Origin of the sequence: Sulfurimonas sp. ST-25 (assembly GCF_048079205.1) — a bacterium.
Taxonomy (GTDB): domain Bacteria; phylum Campylobacterota; class Campylobacteria; order Campylobacterales; family Sulfurimonadaceae; genus Thiomicrolovo; species Thiomicrolovo sulfuroxydans.
The window spans coordinates 1,643,603-1,668,199 of record NZ_CP182225.1 but is presented as its reverse complement, the minus strand read 5'-3'; the positions used below and the strand labels follow the sequence as shown (position 1 = coordinate 1,668,199).

Genomic DNA, 24,597 nt, shown 5'->3' with positions numbered 1-24,597 from the left:
GCACCGGTGAAAGCGTCTTTGGGCCTACAGGATACGGCAAGGGACTACCTTTTTCTGTGATTGTGATCACGCTGGTAGGATACAGGGGCGTGCAGCCACGCCTGTTTTCTGCCGAGTGCACGATAGGCCCGGTAGAAGAAAAAGAGCGTCAGTCCGGCCGTACACCAATGAATTGCCGCGGGAGGAAGTAAGGGGCTCATGTCGATCAGTACTCCGTCCCCGGGTTGGAGGCCGAAGCCGAAAAGCGCCGGCAGCCTGAAGCCGTAGTAGATGGATACTGTGCTTGCTGCGCTCAAAAGGTGCAGCGCGTTCCCGGGCAGCTTCAAGCGCAAAAAAAGATAGACGAGCGCACTGAGCGCGCCAAAAAAGAGCCCGGGGGTATAGACAGCGAACAGTGACGCCGCATCCACGGCATTGTGCATATCCGGGACGAAAAACCATCCATAGACAAATCCGGGAAAGAACCCGGCGAGTGCAAAGGAGGTGAGTTGAGCGATCCGGGAGCCCCGTCCGGCCGCGACGGCTGCACCCGGTGTCCGGTCCGGGCAGGGGGCGGTGCAATGGGTGCAGACGCGGCAATGCGCGTTCGTCGGGGGTGCGCAATTGTCCGTCGCGTATATTTTTTCCGCGGGGAACACCGGGCAGAGCCCCGAACACCATCCGCTTTTCCCATCAAAGAACCACCCGGCGGCGGCAGCCGCGATACCGGTCCCGGCCAGCAGCGAGAGGGTGGCGGCGGCATTGAGATCGAAAACGGCGTGCCTCAGCGGGATGACGGTCAGCAAAACGGCCACGGCGGAGAGACGCAGCCATTCATGCTGGATGCGCCCCGGTTTGCGGCGCTTTGAAGCGCCTGCATGTTTCGGCAGCAGCGAAAGGGTTGCCAGGGGGCAGACGTTGCGCCACGTTCCTATGGAGAGGAAGAGGATCATCGGTGCTGCCGGGATGAGAAGGTTCCAAAACAGGTCCAGCCCCAGTGCCGGGTGAAAGAGCAGGGCATAGATCAGGAGGAGGGCATAGGCCCCCAGAAAAGATTGCGCTATGCGCCAGCGCAGCAGGCCGGCGTTCATTTCTGGATGCTTCTGATGTAGTGCGCCAATCCCGACATCTGTATTTTCGAGAGCCGCTCCTTGAAGACCGGCATCGTCCCGATCGCTCCCTTTTTCCCGTTGCTCAGGACGGTCGCCACCAGGGTATCGCTGTAGGTTTTGAGGTTGGGGGCCACAAAGGCGATGCCTTCGCCGCTTTTATCATGACACGAGGCACAGACGGACCACCCTTTGGGCGCTTCCCCCTGCATTCCTTTTGCGACGAAGCGCGCGATCGCTTTCGCTTCACTCCCCTCGAGCAGCCCCGCCGGCATGCCCGACGGATAGACGCTCCTGAAGTTGTTTGAGCCGTTTTCGATGACGTACAGTACGGATTTTTCCGCGATGCGATAGGTGTGGTTCTGCGCTTTGCCGTTGTTGCCTTCCCCGTTTTTGCCGTGGCAGGAGGTACAGTGGATCGTGTAGAGCGATTCACCGATGCGGGTGAGCTGCGCTTCGCTTTTTTTCTTTCTGTCGGCGTGGAGATTGTAGTGATTGACATCGTCGATGTAAAAGGCCAAAAACAGCTTGGAGGCGAGGATGGTGAGCATCAACACGAATCCGGCTACGATAAATTTCATTTTCAGTGCTCCTTGGGTGGCATGGAGATCACAATGTACCCGCATCCGGTGCACCGATATGTGATTCGGATCACATAAGAAAATCGGCGGATCGAATAGGATTGTCCGTCAAGGAGTTGAAAGATGAAATACCTGATGATCTTCTTGCTGGCGCTGCATCTCATTGCCGGCGATGATGAAAACCTGATCCTGCTGGCGTATGAGAGCGGACTGCAGCCCGTACCGGCACGTTTTACGGGACTTATGCTCCTTCTGGATGAGGAGCCCGAAGCGTTTTCGGCCGAAAAGGTCGCGCTCGGCAAAAAGCTTTTTTTTGACAGGAATCTGTCGCTGGGACGGGATGTCAGCTGTGCGTCGTGCCACCGCTTCGACAGAGGCGGTGCCGACGGGCGTCCCACTGCCGTCGGCCATTTACGGCGTGAGAATCCGTACCATCTCAACACGCCGACGGTATTCAATACGGCCTTTTCGAAAAAACTGTTTTGGGACGGCAGGAGCGAGACGCTCGAGGATCAGGCCAAGGGCCCTTTGCAGGCTCCTTTTGAAATGGCCATTACCCCGAAGGCGGCGGAGAGAAGGGTCCGGGCCGACGGGGAGTATGCCGGGCGGTTCAGGGCGGTGTACGGCGGAAGGGGGGTGACCTTCGACACCATTGTCGACGCGATTGCCGCTTATGAAAAGACCCTTCAGACAAGGGGGCGATACGATGACTTTTTACTGGGGTATACGGATGCGCTGAACGCGGGGGAGAAAGAGGGGCTGAAGCTCTTCATCACCAAAGGGTGCGTGGGGTGCCACAACGGCATCGGTCTCGGGGGTCAAGCGGTGCGAAAGTTCCCGCTCTCCTATCACGGGATCTGGAGCTTGGGACGTCCGAAACAGATCGACAGGCTCAAGAAGAGGTACTCTTTTGCCGTCGAAGCGTTGCGCCGGAGGGCATTCGAAGATGACGCGGCGCGGCTGCGGTACCTGAAAGCGCAGTTGGGAGAGCGCGATCTCGTACTGCTCGAAAACGGCTTTTTTGACCGCATCGATGCGAACGAACGCGCAGCGGTCATGACATTGTCGGGGTGTTCCGCGTGCCACACGGAGGGGAGCCGCGGCATCAAAGAAGCGCTCCTACCGCAGATTGCCTTCCCTTTTGAGAACCGGGGAGGCTTTACGGGTGCGCCAAACAGATACTTCAGGGTGCCGCTGCTGCGCAATGCCGTCAAAACGCCTCCCTATTTTCACAACGGCAGTGTCAAGAGGCTTGAAGAGGCGATCAGGGTGATGGGAATCCACCAGCTCAGAACAAACCTGACCGAAAACGAGATCGGGAAGATCGTTGCGTTTTTGAGGGCCGTGGACGGCGCCCCGGTCACGTATGATATTGCAGCGCAAAACGACATGCGTAAACGGGTTCGGGGAAAGGAGAGTAGTAATACCGGACGCTAGGGGGCCTCAGAGGGAGATGCTGCCCGTGAGATACGTGACGGCGCGTCCGGAGATGAGCACCCTTGTTCCGGCCAGCTCGCACCGCAGTTCACCGCCGCGGGGGGAGACCTGCCTGGCATGGAGTGTTCTTTTGCCGAGCCGCTTGGCCCAGTAGGGGGTGAGCTGGGTGTGGGCGGAGCCGGTAACGGGATCTTCGTCGATGCCGAAGTTGGGGGCGAAGAAGCGGCTGACGAAGTCGTAGCGTTCATCCCGCGCCGTGATGCAGACCCCCCGTAGGTCCAGGGCGCGGAGCGCAGCGTAATCGGGGGTGAGTTTGGTCAGATCCTCTCCGTCGGGAAAGACGACGATATAGTCGCTGCCTTTGAGTACTTCGACCGGCGGCTTTCCGAACGCGGTAACGATCTCCGGCGGCACGGGGACGGCCAGGGGCGGTTCGGAGGGGAAATCGAGGGCGAGATATTCGCCTTTCCTAGTGACGTGCAAAGCCCCGCTGCGCGAATCGAAGGTGATGCTCTCTCCCTTGTAACCGAGGTGTTTGAAGAGCACATGGGCCGCCGCCAGCGTGGCATGCCCGCAAAGGTCTACTTCCGTCGTCGGGGTAAACCAGCGGATACGGTATCCCTGGGCCTCTTTGACGAAGAAAGCCGTCTCGGCAAGGTTGTTCTCCGCGGCGATCCACTGCATCATTGTATCGTCCATCCATGTCTCGAGGGGGCAGACGGCGGCGGGGTTGCCTTCGAAGATGTGCGCGGCAAACGCGTCGATTTGATAAAGGGGGATTGTCACAGTGCTAGGCCTTTGGATTTCATTGGTCCAAGATTATAGAACGAACGAACGTTGTTGTCAAAACCGGCCGGTTACTTTGTCGTGCCGGATGATGGCAAAGCGGTCGCCTCTTCGACGAGGAGGCTGGAGACCTCAAAGCTCGCATCGATGAAACGGGCGCCTTCGATGCTGCGAAGCTGCCGCCGTTCCGTCGGAGTGTCGATCTTCATAATGATGTCGGGCTGTGCGGTAAAGGCACGGACAGCCTCGCCGATCAGGCGTTTGTTGTGTTCGCTGTTAACCGTCAAAATCACGGCTTTGGCGCTGTCAACATTCAGCGATTCTAGTACCGGGCGTTTGTTGAGGTGGCCGAAGTAGGCCATGTAGCCGAGTTTGCGGGCATGCAGTACCTGCTTGAGGTTGTCCGTGATGACGATGAAGGAGACGCCCTTGGCCTGAAGGTCCGCGCAGACGATCTTGCCCAGTGTCGAAAAGCCGGCGACGACGATGTGATTGCTGCGGCCGATCGGGGTGATGACGTCGGATTCGTAAAACTCTTTTTCGAAGTAGGAGGAGAGTTTGTAGATGTTGTTGACGACGAGGGGGGTAAGGATCATGGAAATGACGCTCACAAGGATCAGGAAGCTGGCGGCTTCACTGCTGATGAGTTCCTCCGCCCCGGCCAGGGCGAAGACGGCAAAGGAGAACTCCCCGATCTGCGCAAGGGCAAGGGCGCTCTTGGCCGAGGTGTTCTTGTCGTTGTTGAGACGGATAATAGCGTAGATGACGGCAGCTTTGAAAAGCATGGCCAGGACGAAAACGAAAAGGATGAGATGGATATGCTCCAGGAAATAGAACAGGTCAATCTTGGTGCCGACGCCGAAAAAGAAGATGCCCAGCAGCAGGTCCCGGTAGCTGGCGATATCCGATTCGACCTTGACGCTGTAGTCGGTATCGGCGATGATCATCCCGGCGATGAAGGCCCCCAGCGAGTAGGTAAAGCCCATCCCGTGGGCAAGCAGGGAAGTGCCGATGACGATGGCGAACACGGCGCCGAGAAAGAGTTCATCGAGTTCCGTACGTGCGGAGAATTTCAACAGGGCATTGACGCTCTTCGCCCCGACCGTGAACATGACGGTGATGACGATGGCGGCCGACAGTGCCGTTTTGAGCAGTACCTCGCCGATGGAGAGGTCATGGTTGGAGAGGAAACTGATCAGCAGAAGGATCGGGATGACTGCCAGATCCTGGAAAATCAGGATGCCCATCGAGATCTGCCCGTAAGGGGTCAGGATGTCCTTGGACTGTTTGAGGTAAGTGAGGACGATCGCCGTCGATGAGAGCGAAAAGGCCAGGGCGACGATGAGCGAGGTATTGAAGTCCAGGCCGAAAGGAAAATAGGCGAGGACGAAAATCACGAGGACGCTGAGGGAGACCTGCAGCAGACCGTTGGTCAGGAGAATCTCTTTCATGCTTCGGATCCGCCCGAGGCTCAGTTCAAGCCCGATGGTGAACATCAAAAAAACGATGCCGAATTCGCCGACGACGTCGAGGGTAAGAATGCTCAGCCCGTTGAAACCGAAAAGGTAGCTGATGATCGTCCCCGTGAGGATATAGCCGATGAGGTGGGATATGCCCAGGCGTTTGAGCAGGATGCTCAGTACGGCGGCGATGGCAAGGGTAAGAAAGATTGCCAGTAGTAATTGGTCCATGCTGAAAGTATAGGCTGTATTTATTTTATTTGATCGAAATCCCTGTATAAAAATGGCGCATCTTCCGGTATGTTCACGTGCTGACCTATGTAAAATGGTGTGTAAAAATGAAATAGAGCGTTAAAAAAAATGGCAATATGCTAAATAAATTGATTGATTAACTCAAAATAACTATAATACACTGTATATATTATGATAAAGGGGTGCTGATGATACAAGAGCTTTATAGTAAATTGTCGGCAATGGATTGGAACTATCATGTGCTGCAAAAGCCGGAGTCGGGCGTCATAACGATGCGGGCCACTTCTATGGATCCGCAGGGGGTTCTGGAGGTGATGCGGATCCGGGAGATCGCCGAGGAGTTCCGGCTCTATACCAAGTGGGACGGTCAGGATATTGTCATCGGGCGCAAAGAGGAGTAGCGGCTGCGTGAAAGAAGGTGGCAAAGTGCCCTGTTAACCGCCCTGTTATCAGATTCTTATTACAATGTGCCGACAAGAATCATGAGGGATTTTAATGGCGCAACAGCGGAAGAAGAGTGCTCCTAGGAAGCGTGCGGCCGGGGGAAAGCCCCGGCGCAAAAAAAATACATTTACCTATACGCTGCTCAAAGGAGTGATCTTTTTGCTGATCGCCTTTATTCTGGCGGCGGGAGGCTATTTCTTCGGTTACCAGAAGGCGAAGCAGGAGCATCGCGGGGCGCTGCTGACGGAGCGTCAGCACAGCGCCGAACTGAAGAAGGCGCTTAAAAAGGCAAAAGCGAGAACGGCGAGCCATGAATATGAAAAAGCACCGCCGCGACCGGCAGCACGGGCTGAGAAAGTCGAACCGGAATCAGGGGAGAAACCGATGATGGCCATCATATTCGATGATGTCTCTTTCGCCCATGACGTCCGCAATATCAAAGCATTAAACCTGCCGGTGACGATGTCTTTCCTTCCCCCCTCCAAACGCCACCCCGATTCGGCTGCGTTGGCGGCCAAGCAATCTTACTATATGGTCCACCTTCCGATGGAGGCGGTCTCCTTTTCGGCCGAAGAGCCTTTGACACTGCATGTCGGGGATGACGAGACAGTGATCGATGAACGTATCCGGCAGATCAAGAACCTTTTTCCGAAAGTCGCCTTCGTCAACAACCATACGGGAAGCAAGTTCACCGCCGACCGGGATGCGATGGAGAGACTTCTTTATGCGCTTGACCGGGAAGGGATCACCTTCATCGACAGCCGTACGACCGGCAAGACGGCGGTACCGGCTCTGATGAAGTCACTGCACCGTCCCTACATCAGCCGCGACGTTTTCCTTGATCACGACCCCGATGTCGGCGCGGTGAAAAAGCAGGTGAGCCGTGCGGTGAAGATCGCGAAAAAGTACGGTTCGGTCGTCGTAATAGGGCACCCGCACAAACAGACGCTCCAGGGATTGGAAGAGTCCAAGGCGCTTCTCGAGTCGGTGCAGCTGGTGCGGATCGACACATTGGCGGCATACGAAAGCCATGAGTGATCTGCTTTCAGTGAAGGTCCCCGCCCTCGAGGCGATGCGGAAGTATCCGGAAACACTCTTTTTCGAGGGCAATACGGCGCTGCTCTCAAGGGTCAAGCTCTCCATTGTCGGCTCCCGGCGGGCGGACGGATATGCTCGCTTCATCACGTCGCAACTGGCATCGAAACTTTCGCAGGCAGGAGTCTGTATCGTCAGCGGCGGCGCGATGGGCATCGACGCGACGGCCCATGCGGCGGCGGGCGCGGCCAATACGATCGCCGTGCTGGGCAGCGGGATCGATGTACGCTACCCGGCGACGAACCGCGCCCTGCTTGACAGCATTGCGCACGAAGGGTTGCTGCTCAGTCCCTTTAATGACGGTTTCCAGGCGACGCCCTGGAGCTTTGTCGTCCGCAATGAGATTGTTGTCGCGCTGGGCGATGCTCTGATCGTCACCCAGGCCGATGAGAACAGCGGCAGTATGCGCAGCGTGGAGCATGCCCTGCGCATGGGAAAGAAGATCTATGTCCTTCCCCACCGTATCGGCGAAAGCGAGGGAACCAACCGTTTGCTAGAAGAGGGGAGAGCGGAGGCGATCTACGATATCGACGCCTTCGTGGCGCGTTACGGCGAGGCCACACGCTGTGTCGGCGACCCTTTTTTGGAATATTGCCGAACCGGACCGACCTACGAGGATGCCGTACGTGACTATCCCCAGGAGGTCTTCCGCTACGAACTCGAGGGGAAAATCGCCATTACGGCGGGCCGGATCAGCGTTCTTGTGTAATTGATGGGCAGGCAGGAACCCTCTGTCGCCATAACATTTTTTTGATGTGTTAAGGAAAGATTTAACCGCGATAAGCGTATGATGTGTAGATGTTTCTCTCCAAAGGATGGCAGATGCGCAGCACGGAATACGGTATCGACGACCTCTTTTTGAAACGGTTCTCCCCCAAACATTTTCTGGACAAACCCCTGGGAGAGAAGGACCTCTGTGCCGTCTTGGAAGCCGCGATGACGGCACCGTCTTGCTTCAATGAACAGCCGTGGCGTTTTGTTCTGGGGCCGAAAGAGGATTTCCTCGAGATTCTCAGCACGAAAAATGCCGATTGGGCCGTATCCGCTCCTCTGCTCATGATGGTCTGTTCGACCCAGACCTTCTCTTACAACCGAAAACCGAACCGATGGCACGCCTTCGACAGCGGCACGGCGATGGCTTTTCTGATCGTCGAAGCGTCCAAACGCGGCATCTATGTGCATCCCATGGGCGGGTTCAGTGCCGACAGGGCGAAAGAGCGTTTCGGGCTCATGGGTCTCGAACCCCATGCGGTGCTTGCCCTGGGCTACAGCGATGAGTCCCATACCATGACGCCGCGCCTCGGACTCGACGAGATCGTCATCGACTGTCGGGAGAGCTAACGGCTCAGTGGTTGCACATCGCTTTGAAACCGGTCCAGTAGAGTTTGAAGGGGTCGTATTTCAGTGCGACGAGGCGCGCGAGAATCGCTTCGCGGTCCCGGTCCTCCAGCACCGTGTCGCGGGCGAGGACCCAGAGGTACTTGCGCTGGGGGTCGCCGACGACGGCATAGCGGTAGTCGGCGGCAAGCATGATGATCCAGTAATCGCCGTAGAAGGGCCAGAAAAAGCTCACCCGCAGTTTGGCGTTCCCGCTCGCTTCGACAACACGGGCTTCTCCTCTCGCCTCATCCTTTAACCTCCCGGCGTCGTCATAGCAGCGGTTGACGACCGCGACATGATCCGCTTTCAGCCGGTACGTGGCCGTCGCCCCGACACACCCCTCCTCGAAGCGGTTTTCATAGCGGGCGATCTCGTGCCAGAGACCGCTGTAGCGCTCCAGGTCGACATGCTCGACGGTGGGGAGGAGTACAGGGGCTTTCTGCTGGCAGCCCTCCAGGAGGGTGATGAGCACTGTCAGTGTTAAAAGTGTCAGGAGTTTCGTCATGGTCTCGCCGTTTGATGGTGGAGTGTGCGCCATTTTACCATTTTCGCGCACATGCGCTCTGCTATAATCGATGCCACACTATGCAAAGGATGCTTATGAAAATCGCAACCGTCTTGGGCGTATTGACACTGCCCGCTCTTCTGCTCACCGCCGCCGACGTCGTCCGGATCGAGCGTATGGATCTCGGCCTCGCCTCGGAGATCGCCAAGCGTGCCGTCGAGGCCTGCCGGCAGGAGGGGTACTGGGTCAGTGCCGTGGTGGTCGACCGCAGCGCCAATGTCCAGGTGGTGATGCGCGATACCTATGCAGCGCGTTTTACGATGCAGATCGCCGAACAGAAAGCCAACGCGGTGATCATGGCGGGGACGGATACGACGACCTTTGTCGCCAAACGCAGCGACATCCGTAATGAGCTGAACAACATCGAGGGGCTGATCATGATGGAAGGAGGCTTGCCGGTCAAATCGGGGGATACCCTGATCGGTGCCGTCGGCGTCAGCGGCGCACCCGGCGGCAAGCTGGACGCTGCCTGCGCGGCGAAGGCCCTCGCATCGCTCAAGGAGCGGCTGGCGTTCGCACTGATGGATGACAACGAGTAGGGCGGGGCCTAGAGGATGAGCATCGCATCGCCGTAGCTGTAGAAACGGTACTGCTCCCGGATCGCTTCGGCATAGAGTTCGTGGGTCTTTTCCAGTCCGACGAAGGAGGCGACGAGCATCAGCAGGGTCGATTTGGGCAGGTGGAAATTGGTCAGCAGGTGGTTGACGCGCTTCGGCGGGTTGCCGGGGTGCAGAAAGAGGTTCGCTTCGCCCCCGGTCTCGTGGGTGCGGACGTAGTACTCAACCGTACGGGTCGAGGTCGTGCCGACGCAGAGCAGGGGAAGGTCGCCGTCGATGAGGGCCTTGGCATTGCCCGGGATTTCGTAGTACTCCGAGTGCATCGGATGGTCGGTGATGATCTCCGCTTCGACGGGTTTGAAGGTACCGGCGCCGACGTGCAGCGTGACGTAGGCGTGGGGGTGGTGCGCGCAGACCGAGGCGAAGAGTTCGTCGGTAAAGTGCAGCGAGGCCGTCGGCGCGGCGACGGCCCCTTCGTTTTTCGCGAAGACCGTCTGGTACTCCACGGCGTCTTCGTCGTTGTCCTCACGCTGGATATAGGGGGGCAGTGGCATATGTCCGATGATATCGATGATCGGTAGCAGGGCTTCGAAACGCAGCTTTTCTCCGGCACGCTCAAACGTGACAGTGCGGCTGCCGTCCTCATGCAGCTCCTCGACGACGGCCTCGAGCTCCTGGCCGAAGTGTAGACGGGTGCCCGCTTTCATCTTCCCCCGGATATAGACGCTGACCCGGTAGGCGTCGAGGGGGCGGTTGATGAGGAGTTCGACCTTTCCGCCGCTCTCTTTTTTCCCGAAAAGGCGGGCCTTGATCACCTTTGTGTCATTGAAGATGATGCCGCACCCTTCGGGCAGGAAGGCTTCGATCTTGTCGAAGCGCGTGTGGGCGACGGTGTCGGTTTTGCGGTCATAAACGAGCAGCCGGGCGTGGTCGCGCGGCTGGGCCGGGTGGACGGCAATAAGCGCCTCGGGGAGGGTGAAGTCGTAACTAGACGTTCTGAGGGGCAACGGCCTCTTCCTCGTCCTCGTCGTCATTCTCATCATCCTCTTTCGGTGCGGGATTGACCATTTTGACGATGAGGATGGAGAAGCCGTACAGCACGATCAGCGGACCGGCCATCAACAGCTGCGTCAGGACGTCCGGCGGCGTGAGCAGGGCGGCGACAATGAAGATGATGACGATGGCGTACTTGAAGAAGGCCGTCATCTGGCGATCGTCGACGAGGCCGAGCAGCGCCAGGAAGTAGGCAAAGACCGGGAGTTCGAACGCCAGACCGAAGCCGAACATGATCTTCGTAAAGAAGCCGACGTAATCCTCGATGTTGATCAGCGGGGTGAACTTGAAGCTACCGAAGGTGATGAGGAAGTCGAACCCGAAGGGGGTGACGATGTAGTAGGCGAAGGCAACGCCAACGACGAACATCGTCGTCCCGCCGAAGACGAAGGGGAGGATCATCTTCTTTTCGTTCTCGTAGAGGCCCGGCGCGATGAAGCGCCAGACCTGCCAGAGGATGACCGGCAGCGCGCCGAGGATCGCCGCAAAGAAGGCGACTTTCAGGGCGACGAAGAAGGCCCCGCCGACCTGGTTGGTCGTCACCATTCCGTTGGCCGCGTTGACGGACTTCTTGCCGACTTCGAGCAGGGCGTCGTTGAGGGGGTGGATCATCCATTCGAGCAGCGGCTCGTGGAAATAGAACATGATAAAGAACATGCCGATCAGCGTCAGGACGGAGATGCCCAGGCGTTTACGCAGCTCTATAAGGTGGGGACGCAGTTCGTCAAACATTCTCTTCTCCATTAGCCGCTGTTGCACATGCAGCGTCAGCGGAATTCAGCAGCGTAGCGAGGACAGAACAAGTAAAACGGCTTGCCCCGGCCAGGGCAGAAAGGTTACGCATTCTCATTGTCCTCATCGGAACTCTCTGAACTTTTTTTCTTTTTGCTGAAGGTGACGACTTCCGGTTTCTTGGCATCCGGGGCGGCTTCGGCTTTAGGTTTCTTTGGAGCGGGGGATTCTACCGTCGTCGTATCGCCGGCCATGTCGATGACGGCATCGAATTCATCGGTCAGTTCGGTAAAGGCGCTCGCCTGGCTCAGTTTCTCTTTCTCTTCGAGCAGGTTGTCCTTGTAGCTGTTCACTTCCCGCTTGATGTCGTCGACATGCAGCTCCTCCTCGATGGAGGCTTTGGCCGAGGCCAGCGTCCGTTTGGCGCTGCGGAAGAAACGGGCGATATCGACCATGGTCTGGGGCAGTTTGTCCGGTCCCAGAAACAAGATAGCGATAATGGCGATGATGAGGATCTCCGAAAATCCCATTCCGAACATGGCGTTTCCCGTCAGGGCGCCGCCGCAGTTTCGCGGCGGTTCTCCCCTTAGTTAAATTTATGATCGGGATTATAGCACAGGAGGTTTAAGGGGAAGCGACTGGGCGGGCTTACCCCTGAAGGTAGAGGACGATCTCGTCGCTGAGGAGGTAGTCGGTATTGAAAAAACGGCCCCCCTCAAAACGGAGTTTTCCCTCCGCTGCCAGCCAGCGGGCGCGTTGCAGCTCCTCTGCTTCGAGAAGAGACTCGGGGATGCCGACGACGGAGCGCAGGCCGAGAAAGAGGCGTTCGGTTTTGACCGCGTCCGCATCGAGGGGCTCGGTCGTGCGGAAAAGGGGGGCGGCAATGTAGGCCTCGACGTCGCGGTGGGGGTAGTAGCGGACGGTGTCGATGCACCCCACGGCGCCGGCGCCCAGCCCGATATAGGGCTTGTACTCCCAGTAGCCGAGGTTGTGGCGGGAGCGGTAGCGGCCGAAATTGGAGATCTCGTACTGTGCGAAACCGTGCGCTTTGATGCGTTCGAAAAGCCACGAGGTGAGAGGGAGCTTTTCATCGGCGACCTCCGGGGTAGCGGAGAAGGGGGTGCCCTCTTCGATGGTGAGGGCGTAGGCACTTAAGTGGTCGACCGGGAGGGCGAAGGCCTGTTCCAGGTCGTGTTCCAGCAGGGCTCTCGTATCCCCGGCGACGCCGTAGATAAGGTCGATGGAGAGGTGCTCGAACCCGGCGCTGCGTGCCGCCGTGACGGCGCCTACCGCCTGGTCCGGGGTGTGGGCACGTCCGAGCCTTTTGAGTTTTTCCGGGTCGAAACTCTGCACACCGAAACTGATGCGGTTCACCCCCAGCGCTTTCATGCCTGCCAGCCATTCGGGTGTCGCGCTGTTGGGGTTGGCCTCGCTGGTGATCTCCGCACCGGGTTTCAGATAGGGGCGCAGGCGCGCAAAGAGCGGGGCGTAGAGCTCCGGTGCGACCGTCGAAGGGGTGCCGCCGCCGATAAAAAGGGTCTCGATACTCTCCGGTGCGGGGTTCAGCCGTTCGATCTCGCCCTCCAACTGCCGGAGGAGCGCCGCCATGTAATCGCGCCGCAGCGTGAACTTGTCGACATAGGAGTTGAAGCTGCAGTAGTGGCACTTGCTGTCGCAAAACGGGATATGAACGTATAAAAGCATGCCGCATTGTAATCCCTTGGACGTTAGGCGCCGTTGAGATGTGCGAAAAACAAGCACGATTTAACCGCGCTTGCCCTATAATACGCGCATTGAAAACAGCGGGCACTTCTCATAACCCTACCCGGGCTGCGCTGGGGTTATTAGAGGTGCTTCAAAACGAGTAAAGAGGCCCATGGAATCCGTCAAACCCTACCGTCCGAACGTCGCGGCGATCATCGTTCCGCCGGAGTACCCGGAGGTCAAGCAGATCTTTATCGCCGAACGCAGCGATATCAGCGGCATCTGGCAGTTCCCGCAGGGGGGTATTGACCGGGGGGAGTCTCCCGAAGAGGCGCTGCTCCGCGAGATCGAAGAGGAGATCGGTACGAAAAAGGTGGAAGTCGTCGCCGAGTATCCCGATTGGCTGGCCTACGATTTTCCGGAGCACGTCGCGGAGCGCATGCGCCCCTACTGCGGGCAGACACAGCGCTATTTTCTCGTACGCCTCAAGCACAAGGCGAAGATCAACCTGGAGACGAAACATCCGGAGTTTATCGATTACAAGTTCATCGAGATCGATGCACTGTATGACTACGTTGCACACTTCAAGAAACCGATCTATGAGAAGGTGATCGGCTATTTTAAAGCAAAGGGGTATCTGTAAGATGCTGATTGTTCAGAAATACGGTGGTACGAGCGTTGGCGACCTGGAGCGCATCCAGAACGTCGCCAACCGCGTTGCCAAAACGGTCAAAGAGGGGAATGACGTCGTCGTCGTCGTTTCGGCGATGAGCGGCGAGACCAACAAACTGGTCGCCTATGCCGAGCACTACAGCGACAACCCCCAGCGCGAAGAGGTGGATATGCTGCTGAGCTCCGGCGAACGGGTGACGGCGGCGCTGCTCTCCATCGCGCTCAATGAAATGGGGTTCCCGGCAGAGTCCATGAGCGGCCGCAGGGCGGGGATCGTGACCGATACGGTCCATACGAAAGCGCGGATCGAGCATATCGACCCGACGCCGATGCGCCGTGCGCTGGGCGAGGGCAAAGTGGTGGTCGTCGCCGGTTTCCAGGGCGTCAACGAGCTGGGGCGTGTCACGACCCTCGGGCGCGGCGGCAGCGACCTCTCCGCCGTGGCGATCGCCGGGGCGCTCGAAGCGGACCTCTGCGAGATCTACACCGACGTCGACGGGATCTACACGACGGACCCCCGCATCGAACCGAAGGCGAAGAAGCTGGAACAGATCTCCTATGACGAGATGCTCGAGCTTGCGTCGCTCGGGGCGAAAGTCCTGCAGAACCGTTCGGTCGAACTGGCCAAAAAACTTAACGTCAACCTCGTCACCCGTTCGAGCTTTTCGGATGCCGAAGGGACATTGATCACAAAGGAAGAGAACATTATGGAAAAACCATTGGTTAGCGGTGTGGCGCTCGACCGTAATCAGGCGCGTATCTCACTCGGAGGCGTTGTCGACCGTCCCGGTATCGCTTCCGATATTTTCGGCAAGCTGGCATCGAACAATGTCAACATCGACATGATCATCCAGACCCTGGGGCATGACGATTCGACCAACATGGACTTCACGGTCCCGATGAACGAACTGGGTGACGCGAAAGCCGTCGTCGAAACCTTTATCGAGAGAGGGGAGATCACATCGGCCAGCTATGACGAGAACATCTGCAAGGTCTCCATCGTCGGCGTCGGGATGAAGTCGCACACGGGCGTCGCGGCGAAAGCGTTCGCCTCTATGGCGGCGGAGAACATCAACATCATGATGATCTCCACCTCCGAGATCAAGGTCTCCATGGTCATCGACGAAAAGTACGCCGAACTGGCGGTACGTGCGCTGCACAACGTCTACGAACTGGAGAAGTAAATCCCTATGCAGTCGTTCATGAAATGGATGCTCGAGACCATACGCTCCGAGGGGGCGTCGTTCAACTGGGTCGAAGAGAACCGTTTCGAATGGACGGCTTCCACCATGCTCGCCGTGTCGCAGATCGTCACGGGCAAGACGATCGTCCTGGTGACCGACCGCAAGCGAAAATGGTTCCAGCACTACATCTCCTCGACGATCAACCAGCTCTCCAACGACCGGCCGATGGTACCGCTGATCAGCCTGGACCGGATCTACCCGGAGTTTGACGAGATGACGAGCGGCGACGCGATGGATATGCTCGCGGATATGCTCGACCTCTCCTTTGCGGGCAACTACTTCTTCTGGTACGTCGGCAAGGGGAGCGATCCCCGCTCCGAGATCGCCAAGCGGGCGGACAACAGCTGCCTCTGGCTCCTCGACGAAGAGTTCGGCCACGCGATGAAGCTGCGCTCTTTCGACCCCTACCTCGATATCAAGCTCCTGCAGCTCTACCGCCTGTTCGACCTCTCGCTCAACGCGGTCCTTTTCGGGGAGGTCGACGCGGATGAGTAGTTTCGAACGCAGCCACATCATCCTCGCCGAGGAGATCGAGGAGCGCTTCGAGGCTTTCAAGAAGGCGGTGCACCCGAGCCGCGTCGTCGGTTTCGTACGTGACGATTTCCTGATCGAGGACGCCAAAGCGGTGATCGCCGAAGCCTATATCAGCGAGGCGTCGCTGAAATACGTCGTGTTGGCGGCGAAACAGTTCAACGTCTACTCCCAGAACGCCCTGCTCAAACTGCTTGAAGAACCCCCTACCAATATCGCCCTCGTCATTATCGCGCCGAGCAAGTCGGTGCTGCTGCCGACGGTGCGTTCGCGCCTGCCGATTCTCAACGAACTCTCCGGCGAAGCGCCGCAGGGTGTAGAACTGACACTGGGATCGCTCGACCTGGGGGCGCTGTACGGGTTCGTCACCTCGGTGGGACGGATGGACCGCCACGAGTCCAAGGCGCTGATCGAGCGGCTTTTCTACCAGGCGAGCGTTGTCGAGAAACTGCCGCTCAGCACGGAGCAGCTTGACGCTTTCGCACGGGCATTTCGCCTTCTGGAAGTAAACGCCCGGCTGCAGAACGTCCTGTTGACGGTACTGATGCCCTTTCTGCCGGAGCAGCGTCGTGCGGGTTGAACGCCTCTCGACGCAGAGCGACATCCGGGCGCTGCTGGCGCGTCTCGACGTCGACGCCGGGGGACGGAAGATCCTCGCGGCCAAGGCGGCGCTGCACTTCATTTACATCCGAGACCTGCATGTCGGCGCGGCCAATATCCTCAAACAGGATGCCCTCTCCGTCGGGGCGGACCTGGCTGTGCCCAAGGGGACGATCCTGGCGCAGACCCCGCGGGTCGATGCCCTGCTGCTGGCGACGACGCGGCAGCTTGAAGAGCTCGCACGCAAGGAGCTGGCCCAGCCTTTCGGGCTCAAAGAAGTGGCTCTTGAGCTCAAGCGTTTTGCCGGGGTGAAAAAGCCCGCAGCGGCAAAGATTATGGGGATCGTCAATACCAACGAGGATAGCTTCTTCTCGGGGAGCCGTTTCAAAGACGCGGCCGCGGTCGAACGGATCGAAACGATGATCGAAGAGGGGGCGCAGATCATCGATCTCGGCGGGGTCTCCTCCCGGCCGGGGTCCGCGGCGATACCCGCAGACGAAGAGCTTGAACGGGTGAAACCCGTCATCGATGCGGCCTACGCCCACCGCCTCTACGAGCGTGCAGACTTCAGCCTCGACAGCTACGCCCCCTCGGTGCTCTCCTATGCACTCGAACGCGGTTTCAATATCGTCAACGACATTACCGGCCTGGCTGACGACGCGGTGGCAAAACTTTGCGGCGAATACGGCGCCACGGCGGTGATCATGCATATGCAGGGCACCCCGCAGACGATGCAGGCGCAGCCGCAGTACGATGACCTACTTGGGGAGCTGAGCGACTTTTTCGCAGCAAGGATTGAGAAGGCAAAGACATACGGGGTCGAAGCGATCGTGCTCGATGTCGGCATCGGCTTCGGAAAGCGCCTGGAGCACAACCTCAAACTTGTCCGCGACCTGGCGCATTTCAGACGCTTCGGATACCCCCTGCTCGTCGGGGCCAGCCGTAAGTCGATGATTGCTAAAATTGTTCCCTCCGAACCGTCCGAACGGTTACCGGGAACGCTGGCCCTGCATCTCGAATCCGTGCGCAACGGTGCAGAGATCATACGGGTGCATGACGTCAAGGCGCATGCACAGGCGCTGAAGATTTACGAGGCGCTGTATCACTTATAAACATCAATTGGGGAGAAACGATGGATATTAGAACCGTCAAAAAAATGGAGAAGAAGGCTGTCAAAAGCTCGAAAAACGATTTTACGAAACTGGGGCTGGCCCTCTTTTTCATGGTCGGTGTACTCTTTTACAGCTCGGTAACACACTCGGGCGTTACCAACAGTCTCTTTCTGGCGATTGCCGCGCTCTTCGGTGCCTACATGGCGCTGAACATCGGGGCGAACGATGTCGCCAACAATGTGGGGCCGGCCGTAGGTTCCCGGGCACTGACGATGGGCGGCGCGATCATTATCGCCGCCATATTTGAAGCCAGCGGGGCCCTTATCGCCGGCGGCGACGTCGTCGGGACGATCAAAAAGGGGATTATCGATCCTGCAGCCTTCGTCGATGCTTCCCAATTTATCTGGGCCATGACCGCGGCGTTGCTGGCCGGCGGACTCTGGCTGAACCTGGCGACGACGATGGGCGCGCCGGTCTCAACGACGCACTCCATCGTCGGCGGCGTCATGGGGGCGGGGATCGCCGCTTCCGGTTTCGGTGCCGTCGCCTGGGGCACAATGGGGACCATTGCCGCCAGCTGGGTCATCTCCCCGCTGCTCGGCGGGGTGATCGCCGCGCTCTTCCTCTTCACCATCAAGAAGACGATGATCTACAAAGAGGACAAACTGAGCGCCATGAAGAAGATGGTCCCGCTCTATGTTGCTGTCATGGGGTGGGCCTTCGTCACCTACCTGATGCTCAAAGGGGTCAAGCATATCATCAAAATCGATTTTCCGACGGCATTGGGGATCGGGTTCGCCGCAGCCGTGGCGATCTACTTTATGGTCAAGCCGATGGTCGCCACGGCAGCCGTGTCGCTGCGCAACCATCGTGACGACGTCAACAAGCTCTTCACGATTCCCCTGATCTTCGCCGCGGCGCTGCTCAGCTTCGCCCATGGTGCGAACGACGTCGCCAACGCCGTCGGTCCGCTGGCGGGGATCGCCGATGCCGTGCAGCATAGCGTCATCAGCACCAAAGCGAGCATCCCGATGTGGGTCATGCTTGTCGGCGCCATCGGGATCGCGCTGGGGCTGGCGCTCTACGGTCCGAAGCTGATCCGCACCGTCGGCAGCGAGATCACCGAGCTCGACCAGGTCCGCGCCTACAGCATCGCGATGGCGGCGGCCATTACGGTCATCGTCGCATCACAGCTCGGCCTGCCGGTCAGCTCCACGCACATCGCCATCGGCGGCGTCTTCGGCGTCGGTTTCCTGCGCGAATTCCTCTACCATACGAAAGAGGAGGAGCTGATCCGCGTCGAGCGCCGCCAGCTGGCCGAGGATGAGAAGCTCCTGAACGCCCTGAACGCCGAGAAGGAGACCCTGGAGGCGAAAGAGGGCAAAAGCCAGGAGGATTACGAGCGTATCGTCCAGCTGTACCAGATGATCGAGGAAGAAGAGGAGAAGATCCGCATCGACAAGAAGCAGCTCAAGCGCGCCGAGAAGATCAAATACGTCAAGCGCGATGCGATCAAGAAGATTATCGCGGCCTGGGTGATCACGGTTCCCGCCGCCGCCGTGCTTTCCGCCGCGATCTTCTACACGATCCGCGGCATGATGCTCTAAGCGCCGTTACTCGGCGACGCTCGCCTTGAGGATCGTCTGCGCTTCCAGCGGACGGTCCTGTCTGCCGGTACGAACCCCTTCCAGTTTATAAACGACATCCATCCCTTTCACAACATAACCGAAGATCGTGTAGCCGCCATTGAGCCAGGGGGCCCCCGCCGTCGTAATGAAGAACTGGCTGCCGTTGGTGTTGCGCCCGGCATTGGCCATGGCGAGGATACCCGGCTTGTCGAAGATGACGTTGGGTGCATACTCGTTTTTGAAAGGTTTGTGCCAGATAGACTCGCCGCCGCGGCCGGTACCGGTCGGGTCGCCGCCCTGGATCATGAAGCCCTTGATGATACGGTGGAAGATGATTCCGTCATAGTAGCCTTCTTTGACGTGGGTGAGGAAGTTTTCCGCCGCCAGGGGGGCAAGGTCTTCACGGATCTCGAGTTCGATCGTTCCCTGGTTCGTTTTCAGAAGGACATGGGGGTGTTTGGCCGGCACGCCGAAGAGGACTGCTGCAGCAAGAAAGAGGATGGTAAAGGCGAAAAATTTTCGCATAGGCTCTCCTTTTTTTACGCCATTATATCTCATGGTGCTATAATGCCGGCCATAACAATAAAAAGGACAAAATGATGAAAAAAATTGGATCAATCGCAGCAGCACTGCTGCTCACTTCTTCACTCTATGCCCAGCAGCAGGGCAGCAACGGTTTCTACGTTGGTGCGGGCATCGGTCTCGAAGCGATGCCGAAACATGTCGACGACGGCGTCGGTCTGGCGATCAAGGGCGGTGTCGAGCTCGACAACGTGCTGAAAAACCTTGGCGTGGAAGCGGAACTGAGTACATCACTGGTGGCACCGGAGATCAGTAACAGCAACAACAAGATCGATGTCACGACGCTCGGTGTTTATGCGACCTATACGATCGATATCCCGGGTTCCGCCTTCAAAGTCCGCCCGAAATTCGGTCTTATCCTCCCGAACCTCGGCGACGAGCTTCACTCGCGCGGCGATCTGGCGATCTCCGGCGGCATTGCCGGGATGTACGAGCTGAACAACCAGCTGGACCTCTACGTCGAGTACGTCAACACGTCCGAGGCGATGAACAACTATATGATCGGCCTGGCCGTCAACTTCTAAATTTACCCCTCATCGAAGGTCAGGCAGACGGAGTTGATGCAGTAGCGCAGCCCCGTTGGTTCCGGACCGTCGGGGAAGACATGCCCCAGGTGCGCGTCACAGCGCGCGCACCTTACTTCCACCCTCGTCATTCCGAAACTCGTATCTTTGATCTCGACTAGCGCCTCGTCGCTGTAGGGCTCGAAATAGCTCGGCCACCCCGTCCCCGAATCGAACTTCGTATCCGATGTAAAGAGCGGCGCGTCGCAGCAGACGCAGCGGTAGACCCCGTCGCCTTTGTGCTGGTAGAATTTTCCGCTGAAGGGGGCTTCCGTACCGTGCTCGCGGCAGACGTGGTAGGCTTCCGGCGAGAGCTGCGCACGCCACTCCTGTTCCGTTTTGGTCACTTTTTCCATTGGGCGCCTTTGCATTCATGTTTATGGACATGAGTGTGCCAGAAGAATCCTGTCTGAAATGGGGTATGCGGGGATTAGAATCAGAAGTTAATGGTTGTGTGGGGAAAAGCGGCCGCGGACGGCGGCCAGGGGTGAGGAGTTATTTGCCTTCGGCAACGCGGTCTTTGAGACCTTTTCCTGCTTTGAACTTCGGAACCATTTTGTCCGCTGTAGTATAGCTTTTGTCCGTACCCGGTACTGTACCGCTTTTACCTTTTTGCAGGGCAGATGTAAAGCTACCGAAGCCAACAAGTGTGACATCTTCTTTTGCTACAAGTGCTTCTGTTACCGCATCTGTAAAGGCTTTGATCGCAGCTTCTGCTTCTGCTTTTGTTTTGTAGTCACCGTGCTTCTGAACCAGTTCGACAAACTGTGCTTTGTTCATAAAACGCTCCAAGTCATTGAAATATAACACCTCTTGGAGCACGCAATTTAGGGGATTGGCGCTCTCAAAGCTGTTCTGACGGTTACTTTATAGTCTGTTTGCTTAAATTTATCTTCAAGTGATTGATTTTGGGGGGAAATGGGGGGATTTGTCCCCCGGAAGTGCCTATTTTTGGTAGGAAACCCGTTTTTTCAGCAGATGGTGGAAACGGGAATGAATATAAAGAAAAATAATATTCTTTATACGGCAGAGTTTGGCGCCCCGCGTCGGTTCGTTATCGGAAATCGAATTGAAAACGGACTGCAGATCTTCACGCTCTTTTTGTGTCAATGTCGTCATGAGGCTTCCTCCAATCGGTTGATTTTTCGCACGACCCTGATGATGTCGTCGTCTTCGAGCTTCCCCAGCATCTGCATGACAGCCCTGGCAGCCTGCGGCTTTGCATTGCCCAAACGCCAGTCCTGATAGGTGCGCATGGAGACCCCGAGCAGCGACGCCATCTCTTTTTGGGTGATCTTCTTGCCGTTGCCCTGGGCTTCCACCGCGTTGTGCAGAATATTGAAAAGATCGGAGTGTTCCATTGCTCCATTGTAGAAGAAGGATTCTTAAATAAAGCAAAAAACCGTATATAAAATACAATAATAGTACATTTATAGAAAATAGAGGTATATAAAGTCAATAAAATAGATAAATATGATATTAAAATGTATATTTTATACGGTATTCCGTATAAAACTGATTGCTTGGAAGAGGATGGGTGAGGGCAGATATATAGTTTTGGACGCTATTGGAAAGACGGTGTCCCGGGGGTGCGCTCAGCGCGCCAGGAGATCGCTGTAGTCGTACTTGGAGAAGTCGAGGATAAATTCGCCGTTTTGCTGGATGACGCGGATATCGTTGCCGTACGCTTTGGCGAAGCGCTTTTTGACCGTTTTCGTCTCTGAAGAGGAGAAGTGCTTGGACTCGAGGTAGCGGAACAGCTCTATCTGTTCGGACAGGGGCTGGGCTGCCGGGGCCTCACCGAAGGGGACCGTCTCGGTCGCTTCCGCATGCGAGGCGAGTTTGAGCCCCTCCTGCACGAGTTTGGCGTTGACAAGCTCCAGGAAGGATTTGAGCTGTTCGTCCCGCGAGACATAGATGCTCTCAATACGGTCGCGCTCTTCGCGCAGCATCTGCTCCTTGTCCCCGATAAGGCGGTCGATCTTCGTCTCGAGCTCCTCGATCTTCCGCTTGAGCTCGGCATTCTCTTTTTGGTACATCATGATGACGGCCCCGGCGGTGGTCCGCTGTGGAGTGCTCTGCCTGGGAGCGGTCGCGGCCGGCGCTTCAACGGTAATGTAGGTCGTGCCGTCGATGACGGTATGCGGCAGTCTGCCCGCACGCAGTTTAGCGCGGATCATCTCTTTGGACATTTTGAAGCGGTTGGCATATTCATCGATCGTTATCTGCATGGGGGAAGATTTTAGCGAAAGTTGCTTGAAGATGCCCTCGATAGGGTCCCGGCGCCGTTTTTCCTTGCATCGGCAGAAGTGCTATAATGCCCACCATGAAGCGATTATTTCCTCTAATGACACTGCTGGCGCTCCTGACGCACTCAGGCTACGGCGCCGATACGAAACAGGTACTTGCCCTCTACCGCGACGGCGACTATCTGCAGGCATGCAAATCGGGACTGTCGGCCTATTACGCCGGCAGCCGTGAAGCCCACTTTGCCGCGATGGTCGGTATGGCCTGCGCCAAAAGCGACATGATCAACCCGCTGGGTGACCTGCAGCGTCCCCTGGTCAAGACCTCTTCAATGCGCAGCACGGCGACCTTCTTTGCGACACTGCTGCTGGCCAAGCGGCTGCTCTATCAGCACCTCGTCGACGACATGCCGATCGAAGGGTTGACCCTACCCAAATACGATCATGTCCTCAGCATCGTCTACGATCACGTCAGCCGGAGCGACTACAAGACGTTGGAGCACGGGGAGCTGCTGATCGTCGACGGACAGCGCAATATCATCGTCACCCTTTCGCGGGGGACGCCGCCGCGGGTTCTGGTGGACGAATACGAATCGGGGCGGCGTATCCGGCGCCACTGGTACCAGTGACCCGCCGCTTTTTAGCGAAAATAGTGTAAAATCCCGGAAAATTATAATCTAAGGGTATATGATGGCAACAATCGGAATGGGTGACATCAAGAAAAACGTGCGCCTCGAAATCGCGGGCGTTCCTTACAAAGTCGTGGAATTCCAGCACGTCAAACCGGGCAAGGGTGCGGCATTCGTGCGTATGAAAGTGAAGAGTTTTCTCAACGGCAAAGTGATCGAGAAGACGGTCCACGCCGGTGACAAGTTCGAAGTGCCGAACATGGAACACAAAACGATGCAGTACCTTTACGACGACGGCGAAATGCTGCAGTTCATGGACAACGAAAGTTACGAGCAGCTGGGCCTGCTGTATGAGCAGTGCGAAGATGCGATGAAGTGGCTCAAAGACGGTACCAACGTCGAGATCGTTTTCCACAACGGCCAGGCGATCTCCGTCGATGCGCCGGATACGATGGAACTTGTCGTTGCCGAAACCCCGCCGAACTTCAAAGGCGACACGTCAAGCGGCTCCAAGAAGCCGGCGACACTGGAGACGGGTGCCGTCGTACAGGTCCCCTATCATGTGCTCGAAGGCGATACGATCAAAGTCAACACCGTTGACGGCGAGTATGTCGAAAAAGTAAAATAATCCCGCCTCCCCGGCATGCTGCCCGGGGATTTTCCTCCCTCTTTTTTTCTTCCGTGCTACAATTATCCTATTAAGCTGATTGAGGAGTCTCACATGCCGAAAAAAGTATTGGTCCCGCTGGCCGAGGGATTTGAAGAGATCGAAGCCGTTGCCGTCATCGACGTGCTGCGCCGCGGCGGAATCGACGTTCTCGTACGTTCATTGGACGATGCGATGGAGGTCGAAGGAGCGCATGGCCTTGTCGTCAAGGCCGAAGCGCCCATTGGAACGCTGGGCGCAGACGATATCGATATGATCGTCCTGCCCGGCGGGGGCGGCGGCACGAAACGCCTTGCAGAACATGCCGGTGTTCAGGCGCTGCTGGGGGAGATGGATGCCAAGGGCAAGCCGATCGGTGCTATCTGCGCGGCGCCGATCGCCCTCAATGCCGCCGGTGTGCTGAAGCCGAATTATACGGCCTATCCCGGTGTCGAGAAAGAGATACGGACGGAGGGGTTTCAGGGAGAGCGCGCTGCGGTCGTGGAAGATGCGAACGTCATGACGTCGCGCGGTCCCGGGACCGCTATCTGTTTCGGTCTCGAGATCGTGAAGAAACTGGCGGGGGAGTCCGCCTATGAGAACGTAAAACGCGGCGTGCTCGCCGATTACTGCGCCTAGGCGCCGTTACGCGTCGAGATAGGTGCAGCAGTAGTCCGTGATGCTTTTGACACGGACCTGGAACTTGCTGTCGCCCCCGACATTGAAACTCTGGCCGCCGTGGATCGTCTGCCACGCGCTCTCGCCCGGCAGCAGGATATCCAGCTCCCCGTCGTAAATCTCCATCAGCTCCGGTTTGCCCGTGCCGAACTCATATTCGCCCGGCAGCATGATACCGAGGGTTAAGACGCTGCCATCAGGCAGGGTAAGCGTCCGGCTCGTGACGTTCCCTCCGAAGTAGACGTTGGCCTCTTTCTGGACACTGACATTTTCAAATGTAGACATGAATCCTCCTTCATTTTTGCGTCATTGTAGCCAAGAATTGCTATGCA

32 protein-coding genes are annotated in these 24,597 nt (G+C 57.5%); 16 read left to right on the top strand and 16 right to left on the bottom strand.

Going from position 1 to position 24,597, the window contains the following annotated elements:
* Positions 1 to 44: 44 nt before the first annotated feature.
* Together ACM66T_RS08620 and ACM66T_RS08615 are read right to left on the bottom strand one after the other, a co-directional pair.
* Positions 45 to 1,070 (bottom strand): hypothetical protein, encoded by a 1,026-nt coding sequence (locus ACM66T_RS08620; protein WP_231018489.1) that lies wholly within the window; start codon positions 1,068 to 1,070, stop codon positions 45 to 47.
* The gene (locus ACM66T_RS08615) at positions 1,067 to 1,669 is read right to left on the bottom strand and encodes a c-type cytochrome (protein WP_231018488.1); all 603 of its coding nucleotides are present in this window, start codon (positions 1,667 to 1,669) and stop codon (positions 1,067 to 1,069) included. The genes ACM66T_RS08620 and ACM66T_RS08615 overlap by 4 nt, the downstream gene beginning before the upstream one ends.
* A gap of 123 nt (positions 1,670 to 1,792) precedes the next feature.
* On the opposite strand from ACM66T_RS08615, the gene ACM66T_RS08610 reads away from it, so the two are divergent.
* Positions 1,793 to 3,106 (top strand): cytochrome-c peroxidase, encoded by a 1,314-nt coding sequence (locus tag ACM66T_RS08610; protein ID WP_231018487.1) that lies wholly within the window; start codon positions 1,793 to 1,795, stop codon positions 3,104 to 3,106.
* Between the two features lie 6 nt (positions 3,107 to 3,112).
* Here the strand turns inward: ACM66T_RS08610 and ACM66T_RS08605 are convergent, their stop codons facing one another.
* Positions 3,113 to 3,892 (bottom strand): PhzF family phenazine biosynthesis protein, encoded by a 780-nt coding sequence (locus ACM66T_RS08605; RefSeq protein WP_231018486.1) that lies wholly within the window; start codon positions 3,890 to 3,892, stop codon positions 3,113 to 3,115.
* Between the two features lie 71 nt (positions 3,893 to 3,963).
* Positions 3,964 to 5,583, bottom strand: a complete 1,620-nt coding sequence (locus ACM66T_RS08600) for a cation:proton antiporter (RefSeq protein WP_231018485.1) — start codon at positions 5,581 to 5,583, stop codon at positions 3,964 to 3,966.
* Between the two features lie 242 nt (positions 5,584 to 5,825).
* Here ACM66T_RS08600 and ACM66T_RS08595 point away from each other — a divergent pair, with 242 nt between their 5' ends.
* From ACM66T_RS08595 to ACM66T_RS08580, 4 genes are all read left to right on the top strand, one after another.
* Positions 5,826 to 6,005, top strand: a complete 180-nt coding sequence (locus ACM66T_RS08595) for a hypothetical protein (protein ID WP_231018484.1) — start codon at positions 5,826 to 5,828, stop codon at positions 6,003 to 6,005.
* Positions 6,006 to 6,099: 94 nt separating this feature from the next.
* Entirely contained in the window at positions 6,100 to 7,086 is a 987-nt protein-coding gene (locus ACM66T_RS08590) for a divergent polysaccharide deacetylase family protein (RefSeq protein WP_231018483.1), read from the top strand.
* On the top strand, positions 7,079 to 7,852 hold the full coding sequence (locus tag ACM66T_RS08585; RefSeq protein ID WP_231018482.1) for a DNA-processing protein DprA: 774 nt from the start codon (positions 7,079 to 7,081) through the stop codon (positions 7,850 to 7,852). Before ACM66T_RS08590 ends, ACM66T_RS08585 begins: the two co-directional genes overlap by 8 nt.
* An 89-nt stretch (positions 7,853 to 7,941) precedes the next feature.
* A complete protein-coding gene (locus ACM66T_RS08580; protein ID WP_231018481.1) occupies positions 7,942 to 8,484 on the top strand; it encodes a nitroreductase family protein in 543 nt (180 codons plus the stop codon).
* A 4-nt stretch (positions 8,485 to 8,488) separates the two neighbouring features.
* On the opposite strand, the gene ACM66T_RS08575 is transcribed toward ACM66T_RS08580, so the two are convergent.
* Positions 8,489 to 9,028 (bottom strand): lipocalin family protein, encoded by a 540-nt coding sequence (locus tag ACM66T_RS08575; protein WP_231018480.1) that lies wholly within the window; start codon positions 9,026 to 9,028, stop codon positions 8,489 to 8,491.
* A gap of 95 nt (positions 9,029 to 9,123) precedes the next feature.
* Between ACM66T_RS08575 and ACM66T_RS08570 the strand changes: the two genes are divergently transcribed.
* The gene (locus tag ACM66T_RS08570; RefSeq protein ID WP_231018479.1) at positions 9,124 to 9,627 is read left to right on the top strand and encodes a GlcG/HbpS family heme-binding protein; all 504 of its coding nucleotides are present in this window, start codon (positions 9,124 to 9,126) and stop codon (positions 9,625 to 9,627) included.
* 8 nt (positions 9,628 to 9,635) lie between these two features.
* On the opposite strand, the gene queA is transcribed toward ACM66T_RS08570, so the two are convergent.
* The 4 genes from queA to hemW form a co-directional block, all read right to left on the bottom strand.
* Positions 9,636 to 10,679, bottom strand: a complete 1,044-nt coding sequence (gene queA / locus ACM66T_RS08565; RefSeq protein WP_231018478.1) for a tRNA preQ1(34) S-adenosylmethionine ribosyltransferase-isomerase QueA — start codon at positions 10,677 to 10,679, stop codon at positions 9,636 to 9,638.
* On the bottom strand, positions 10,633 to 11,430 hold the full coding sequence (gene tatC / locus ACM66T_RS08560; RefSeq protein WP_231018477.1) for a twin-arginine translocase subunit TatC: 798 nt from the start codon (positions 11,428 to 11,430) through the stop codon (positions 10,633 to 10,635). Before tatC ends, queA begins: the two co-directional genes overlap by 47 nt.
* 104 nt (positions 11,431 to 11,534) lie before the next feature.
* Complete coding sequence (gene tatB / locus ACM66T_RS08555) at positions 11,535 to 11,969, bottom strand: Sec-independent protein translocase protein TatB (RefSeq protein WP_231018476.1); 435 nt, start codon at positions 11,967 to 11,969, stop codon at positions 11,535 to 11,537.
* Between the two features lie 109 nt (positions 11,970 to 12,078).
* Complete coding sequence (gene hemW / locus ACM66T_RS08550; RefSeq protein WP_416768350.1) at positions 12,079 to 13,134, bottom strand: radical SAM family heme chaperone HemW; 1,056 nt, start codon at positions 13,132 to 13,134, stop codon at positions 12,079 to 12,081.
* A gap of 172 nt (positions 13,135 to 13,306) precedes the next feature.
* Here hemW and ACM66T_RS08545 point away from each other — a divergent pair, with 172 nt between their 5' ends.
* The 6 genes from ACM66T_RS08545 to ACM66T_RS08520 are packed head-to-tail and all read left to right on the top strand — an operon-like array spanning position 13,307 to position 18,900.
* A complete protein-coding gene (locus tag ACM66T_RS08545) occupies positions 13,307 to 13,777 on the top strand; it encodes an RNA pyrophosphohydrolase (protein WP_231018474.1) in 471 nt (156 codons plus the stop codon).
* Position 13,778: 1 nt separating this feature from the next.
* Positions 13,779 to 14,990: an aspartate kinase gene (locus tag ACM66T_RS08540; protein ID WP_416768347.1), complete on the top strand. Its 1,212-nt coding sequence runs from the start codon at positions 13,779 to 13,781 to the stop codon at positions 14,988 to 14,990.
* Between the two features lie 6 nt (positions 14,991 to 14,996).
* Complete coding sequence (locus ACM66T_RS08535) at positions 14,997 to 15,545, top strand: HobA family DNA replication regulator (RefSeq protein ID WP_231018472.1); 549 nt, start codon at positions 14,997 to 14,999, stop codon at positions 15,543 to 15,545.
* Positions 15,538 to 16,161: a DNA polymerase III subunit delta' gene (locus tag ACM66T_RS08530; protein WP_231018471.1), complete on the top strand. Its 624-nt coding sequence runs from the start codon at positions 15,538 to 15,540 to the stop codon at positions 16,159 to 16,161. Before ACM66T_RS08535 ends, ACM66T_RS08530 begins: the two co-directional genes overlap by 8 nt.
* Positions 16,151 to 17,293: a dihydropteroate synthase gene (gene folP / locus ACM66T_RS08525; protein ID WP_416768345.1), complete on the top strand. Its 1,143-nt coding sequence runs from the start codon at positions 16,151 to 16,153 to the stop codon at positions 17,291 to 17,293. The genes ACM66T_RS08530 and folP overlap by 11 nt, the downstream gene beginning before the upstream one ends.
* 20 nt (positions 17,294 to 17,313) lie before the next feature.
* A complete protein-coding gene (locus tag ACM66T_RS08520) occupies positions 17,314 to 18,900 on the top strand; it encodes an inorganic phosphate transporter (RefSeq protein ID WP_231018469.1) in 1,587 nt (528 codons plus the stop codon).
* A 6-nt stretch (positions 18,901 to 18,906) separates the two neighbouring features.
* Here the strand turns inward: ACM66T_RS08520 and ACM66T_RS08515 are convergent, their stop codons facing one another.
* Entirely contained in the window at positions 18,907 to 19,446 is a 540-nt protein-coding gene (locus tag ACM66T_RS08515; protein WP_231018468.1) for a peptidylprolyl isomerase, read from the bottom strand.
* A 74-nt stretch (positions 19,447 to 19,520) separates the two neighbouring features.
* Between ACM66T_RS08515 and ACM66T_RS08510 the strand changes: the two genes are divergently transcribed.
* Positions 19,521 to 20,027, top strand: coding sequence for an outer membrane beta-barrel protein (locus ACM66T_RS08510; RefSeq protein ID WP_231018467.1), 507 nt, complete (start codon positions 19,521 to 19,523; stop codon positions 20,025 to 20,027).
* 2 nt (positions 20,028 to 20,029) lie between these two features.
* Here ACM66T_RS08510 and msrB read toward each other — a convergent pair whose 3' ends face one another.
* From msrB to ACM66T_RS08485, 5 genes are all read right to left on the bottom strand, one after another.
* The gene (msrB, locus tag ACM66T_RS08505; RefSeq protein ID WP_231018466.1) at positions 20,030 to 20,422 is read right to left on the bottom strand and encodes a peptide-methionine (R)-S-oxide reductase MsrB; all 393 of its coding nucleotides are present in this window, start codon (positions 20,420 to 20,422) and stop codon (positions 20,030 to 20,032) included.
* A gap of 139 nt (positions 20,423 to 20,561) precedes the next feature.
* Positions 20,562 to 20,846 (bottom strand): HU family DNA-binding protein, encoded by a 285-nt coding sequence (locus ACM66T_RS08500; RefSeq protein WP_416768341.1) that lies wholly within the window; start codon positions 20,844 to 20,846, stop codon positions 20,562 to 20,564.
* Positions 20,847 to 21,011: 165 nt separating this feature from the next.
* Positions 21,012 to 21,185, bottom strand: a complete 174-nt coding sequence (locus tag ACM66T_RS08495) for a hypothetical protein (RefSeq protein ID WP_231018464.1) — start codon at positions 21,183 to 21,185, stop codon at positions 21,012 to 21,014.
* Entirely contained in the window at positions 21,182 to 21,427 is a 246-nt protein-coding gene (locus tag ACM66T_RS08490) for a helix-turn-helix domain-containing protein (RefSeq protein ID WP_231018463.1), read from the bottom strand. The genes ACM66T_RS08495 and ACM66T_RS08490 overlap by 4 nt, the downstream gene beginning before the upstream one ends.
* Before the next feature lie 234 nt (positions 21,428 to 21,661).
* On the bottom strand, positions 21,662 to 22,297 hold the full coding sequence (locus ACM66T_RS08485) for a hypothetical protein (protein ID WP_231018462.1): 636 nt from the start codon (positions 22,295 to 22,297) through the stop codon (positions 21,662 to 21,664).
* 95 nt (positions 22,298 to 22,392) lie between these two features.
* Here ACM66T_RS08485 and ACM66T_RS08480 point away from each other — a divergent pair, with 95 nt between their 5' ends.
* The 3 genes from ACM66T_RS08480 (at position 22,393) to ACM66T_RS08470 (ending at position 24,226) form a co-directional block, all read left to right on the top strand.
* Positions 22,393 to 22,941 carry a hypothetical protein gene (locus tag ACM66T_RS08480; RefSeq protein WP_231018461.1) on the top strand — a complete coding sequence of 183 codons (549 nt, stop codon included), beginning with the start codon at positions 22,393 to 22,395 and terminating at the stop codon, positions 22,939 to 22,941.
* A 61-nt stretch (positions 22,942 to 23,002) separates the two neighbouring features.
* Positions 23,003 to 23,569: an elongation factor P gene (efp, locus tag ACM66T_RS08475; RefSeq protein WP_416768338.1), complete on the top strand. Its 567-nt coding sequence runs from the start codon at positions 23,003 to 23,005 to the stop codon at positions 23,567 to 23,569.
* 93 nt (positions 23,570 to 23,662) lie between these two features.
* Entirely contained in the window at positions 23,663 to 24,226 is a 564-nt protein-coding gene (locus ACM66T_RS08470) for a DJ-1 family glyoxalase III (RefSeq protein ID WP_231018459.1), read from the top strand.
* 6 nt (positions 24,227 to 24,232) lie between these two features.
* Here ACM66T_RS08470 and ACM66T_RS08465 read toward each other — a convergent pair whose 3' ends face one another.
* The gene (locus tag ACM66T_RS08465) at positions 24,233 to 24,550 is read right to left on the bottom strand and encodes a pyrimidine/purine nucleoside phosphorylase (protein ID WP_231018458.1); all 318 of its coding nucleotides are present in this window, start codon (positions 24,548 to 24,550) and stop codon (positions 24,233 to 24,235) included.
* Between the last annotated feature and the right edge of the window lie 47 nt (positions 24,551 to 24,597).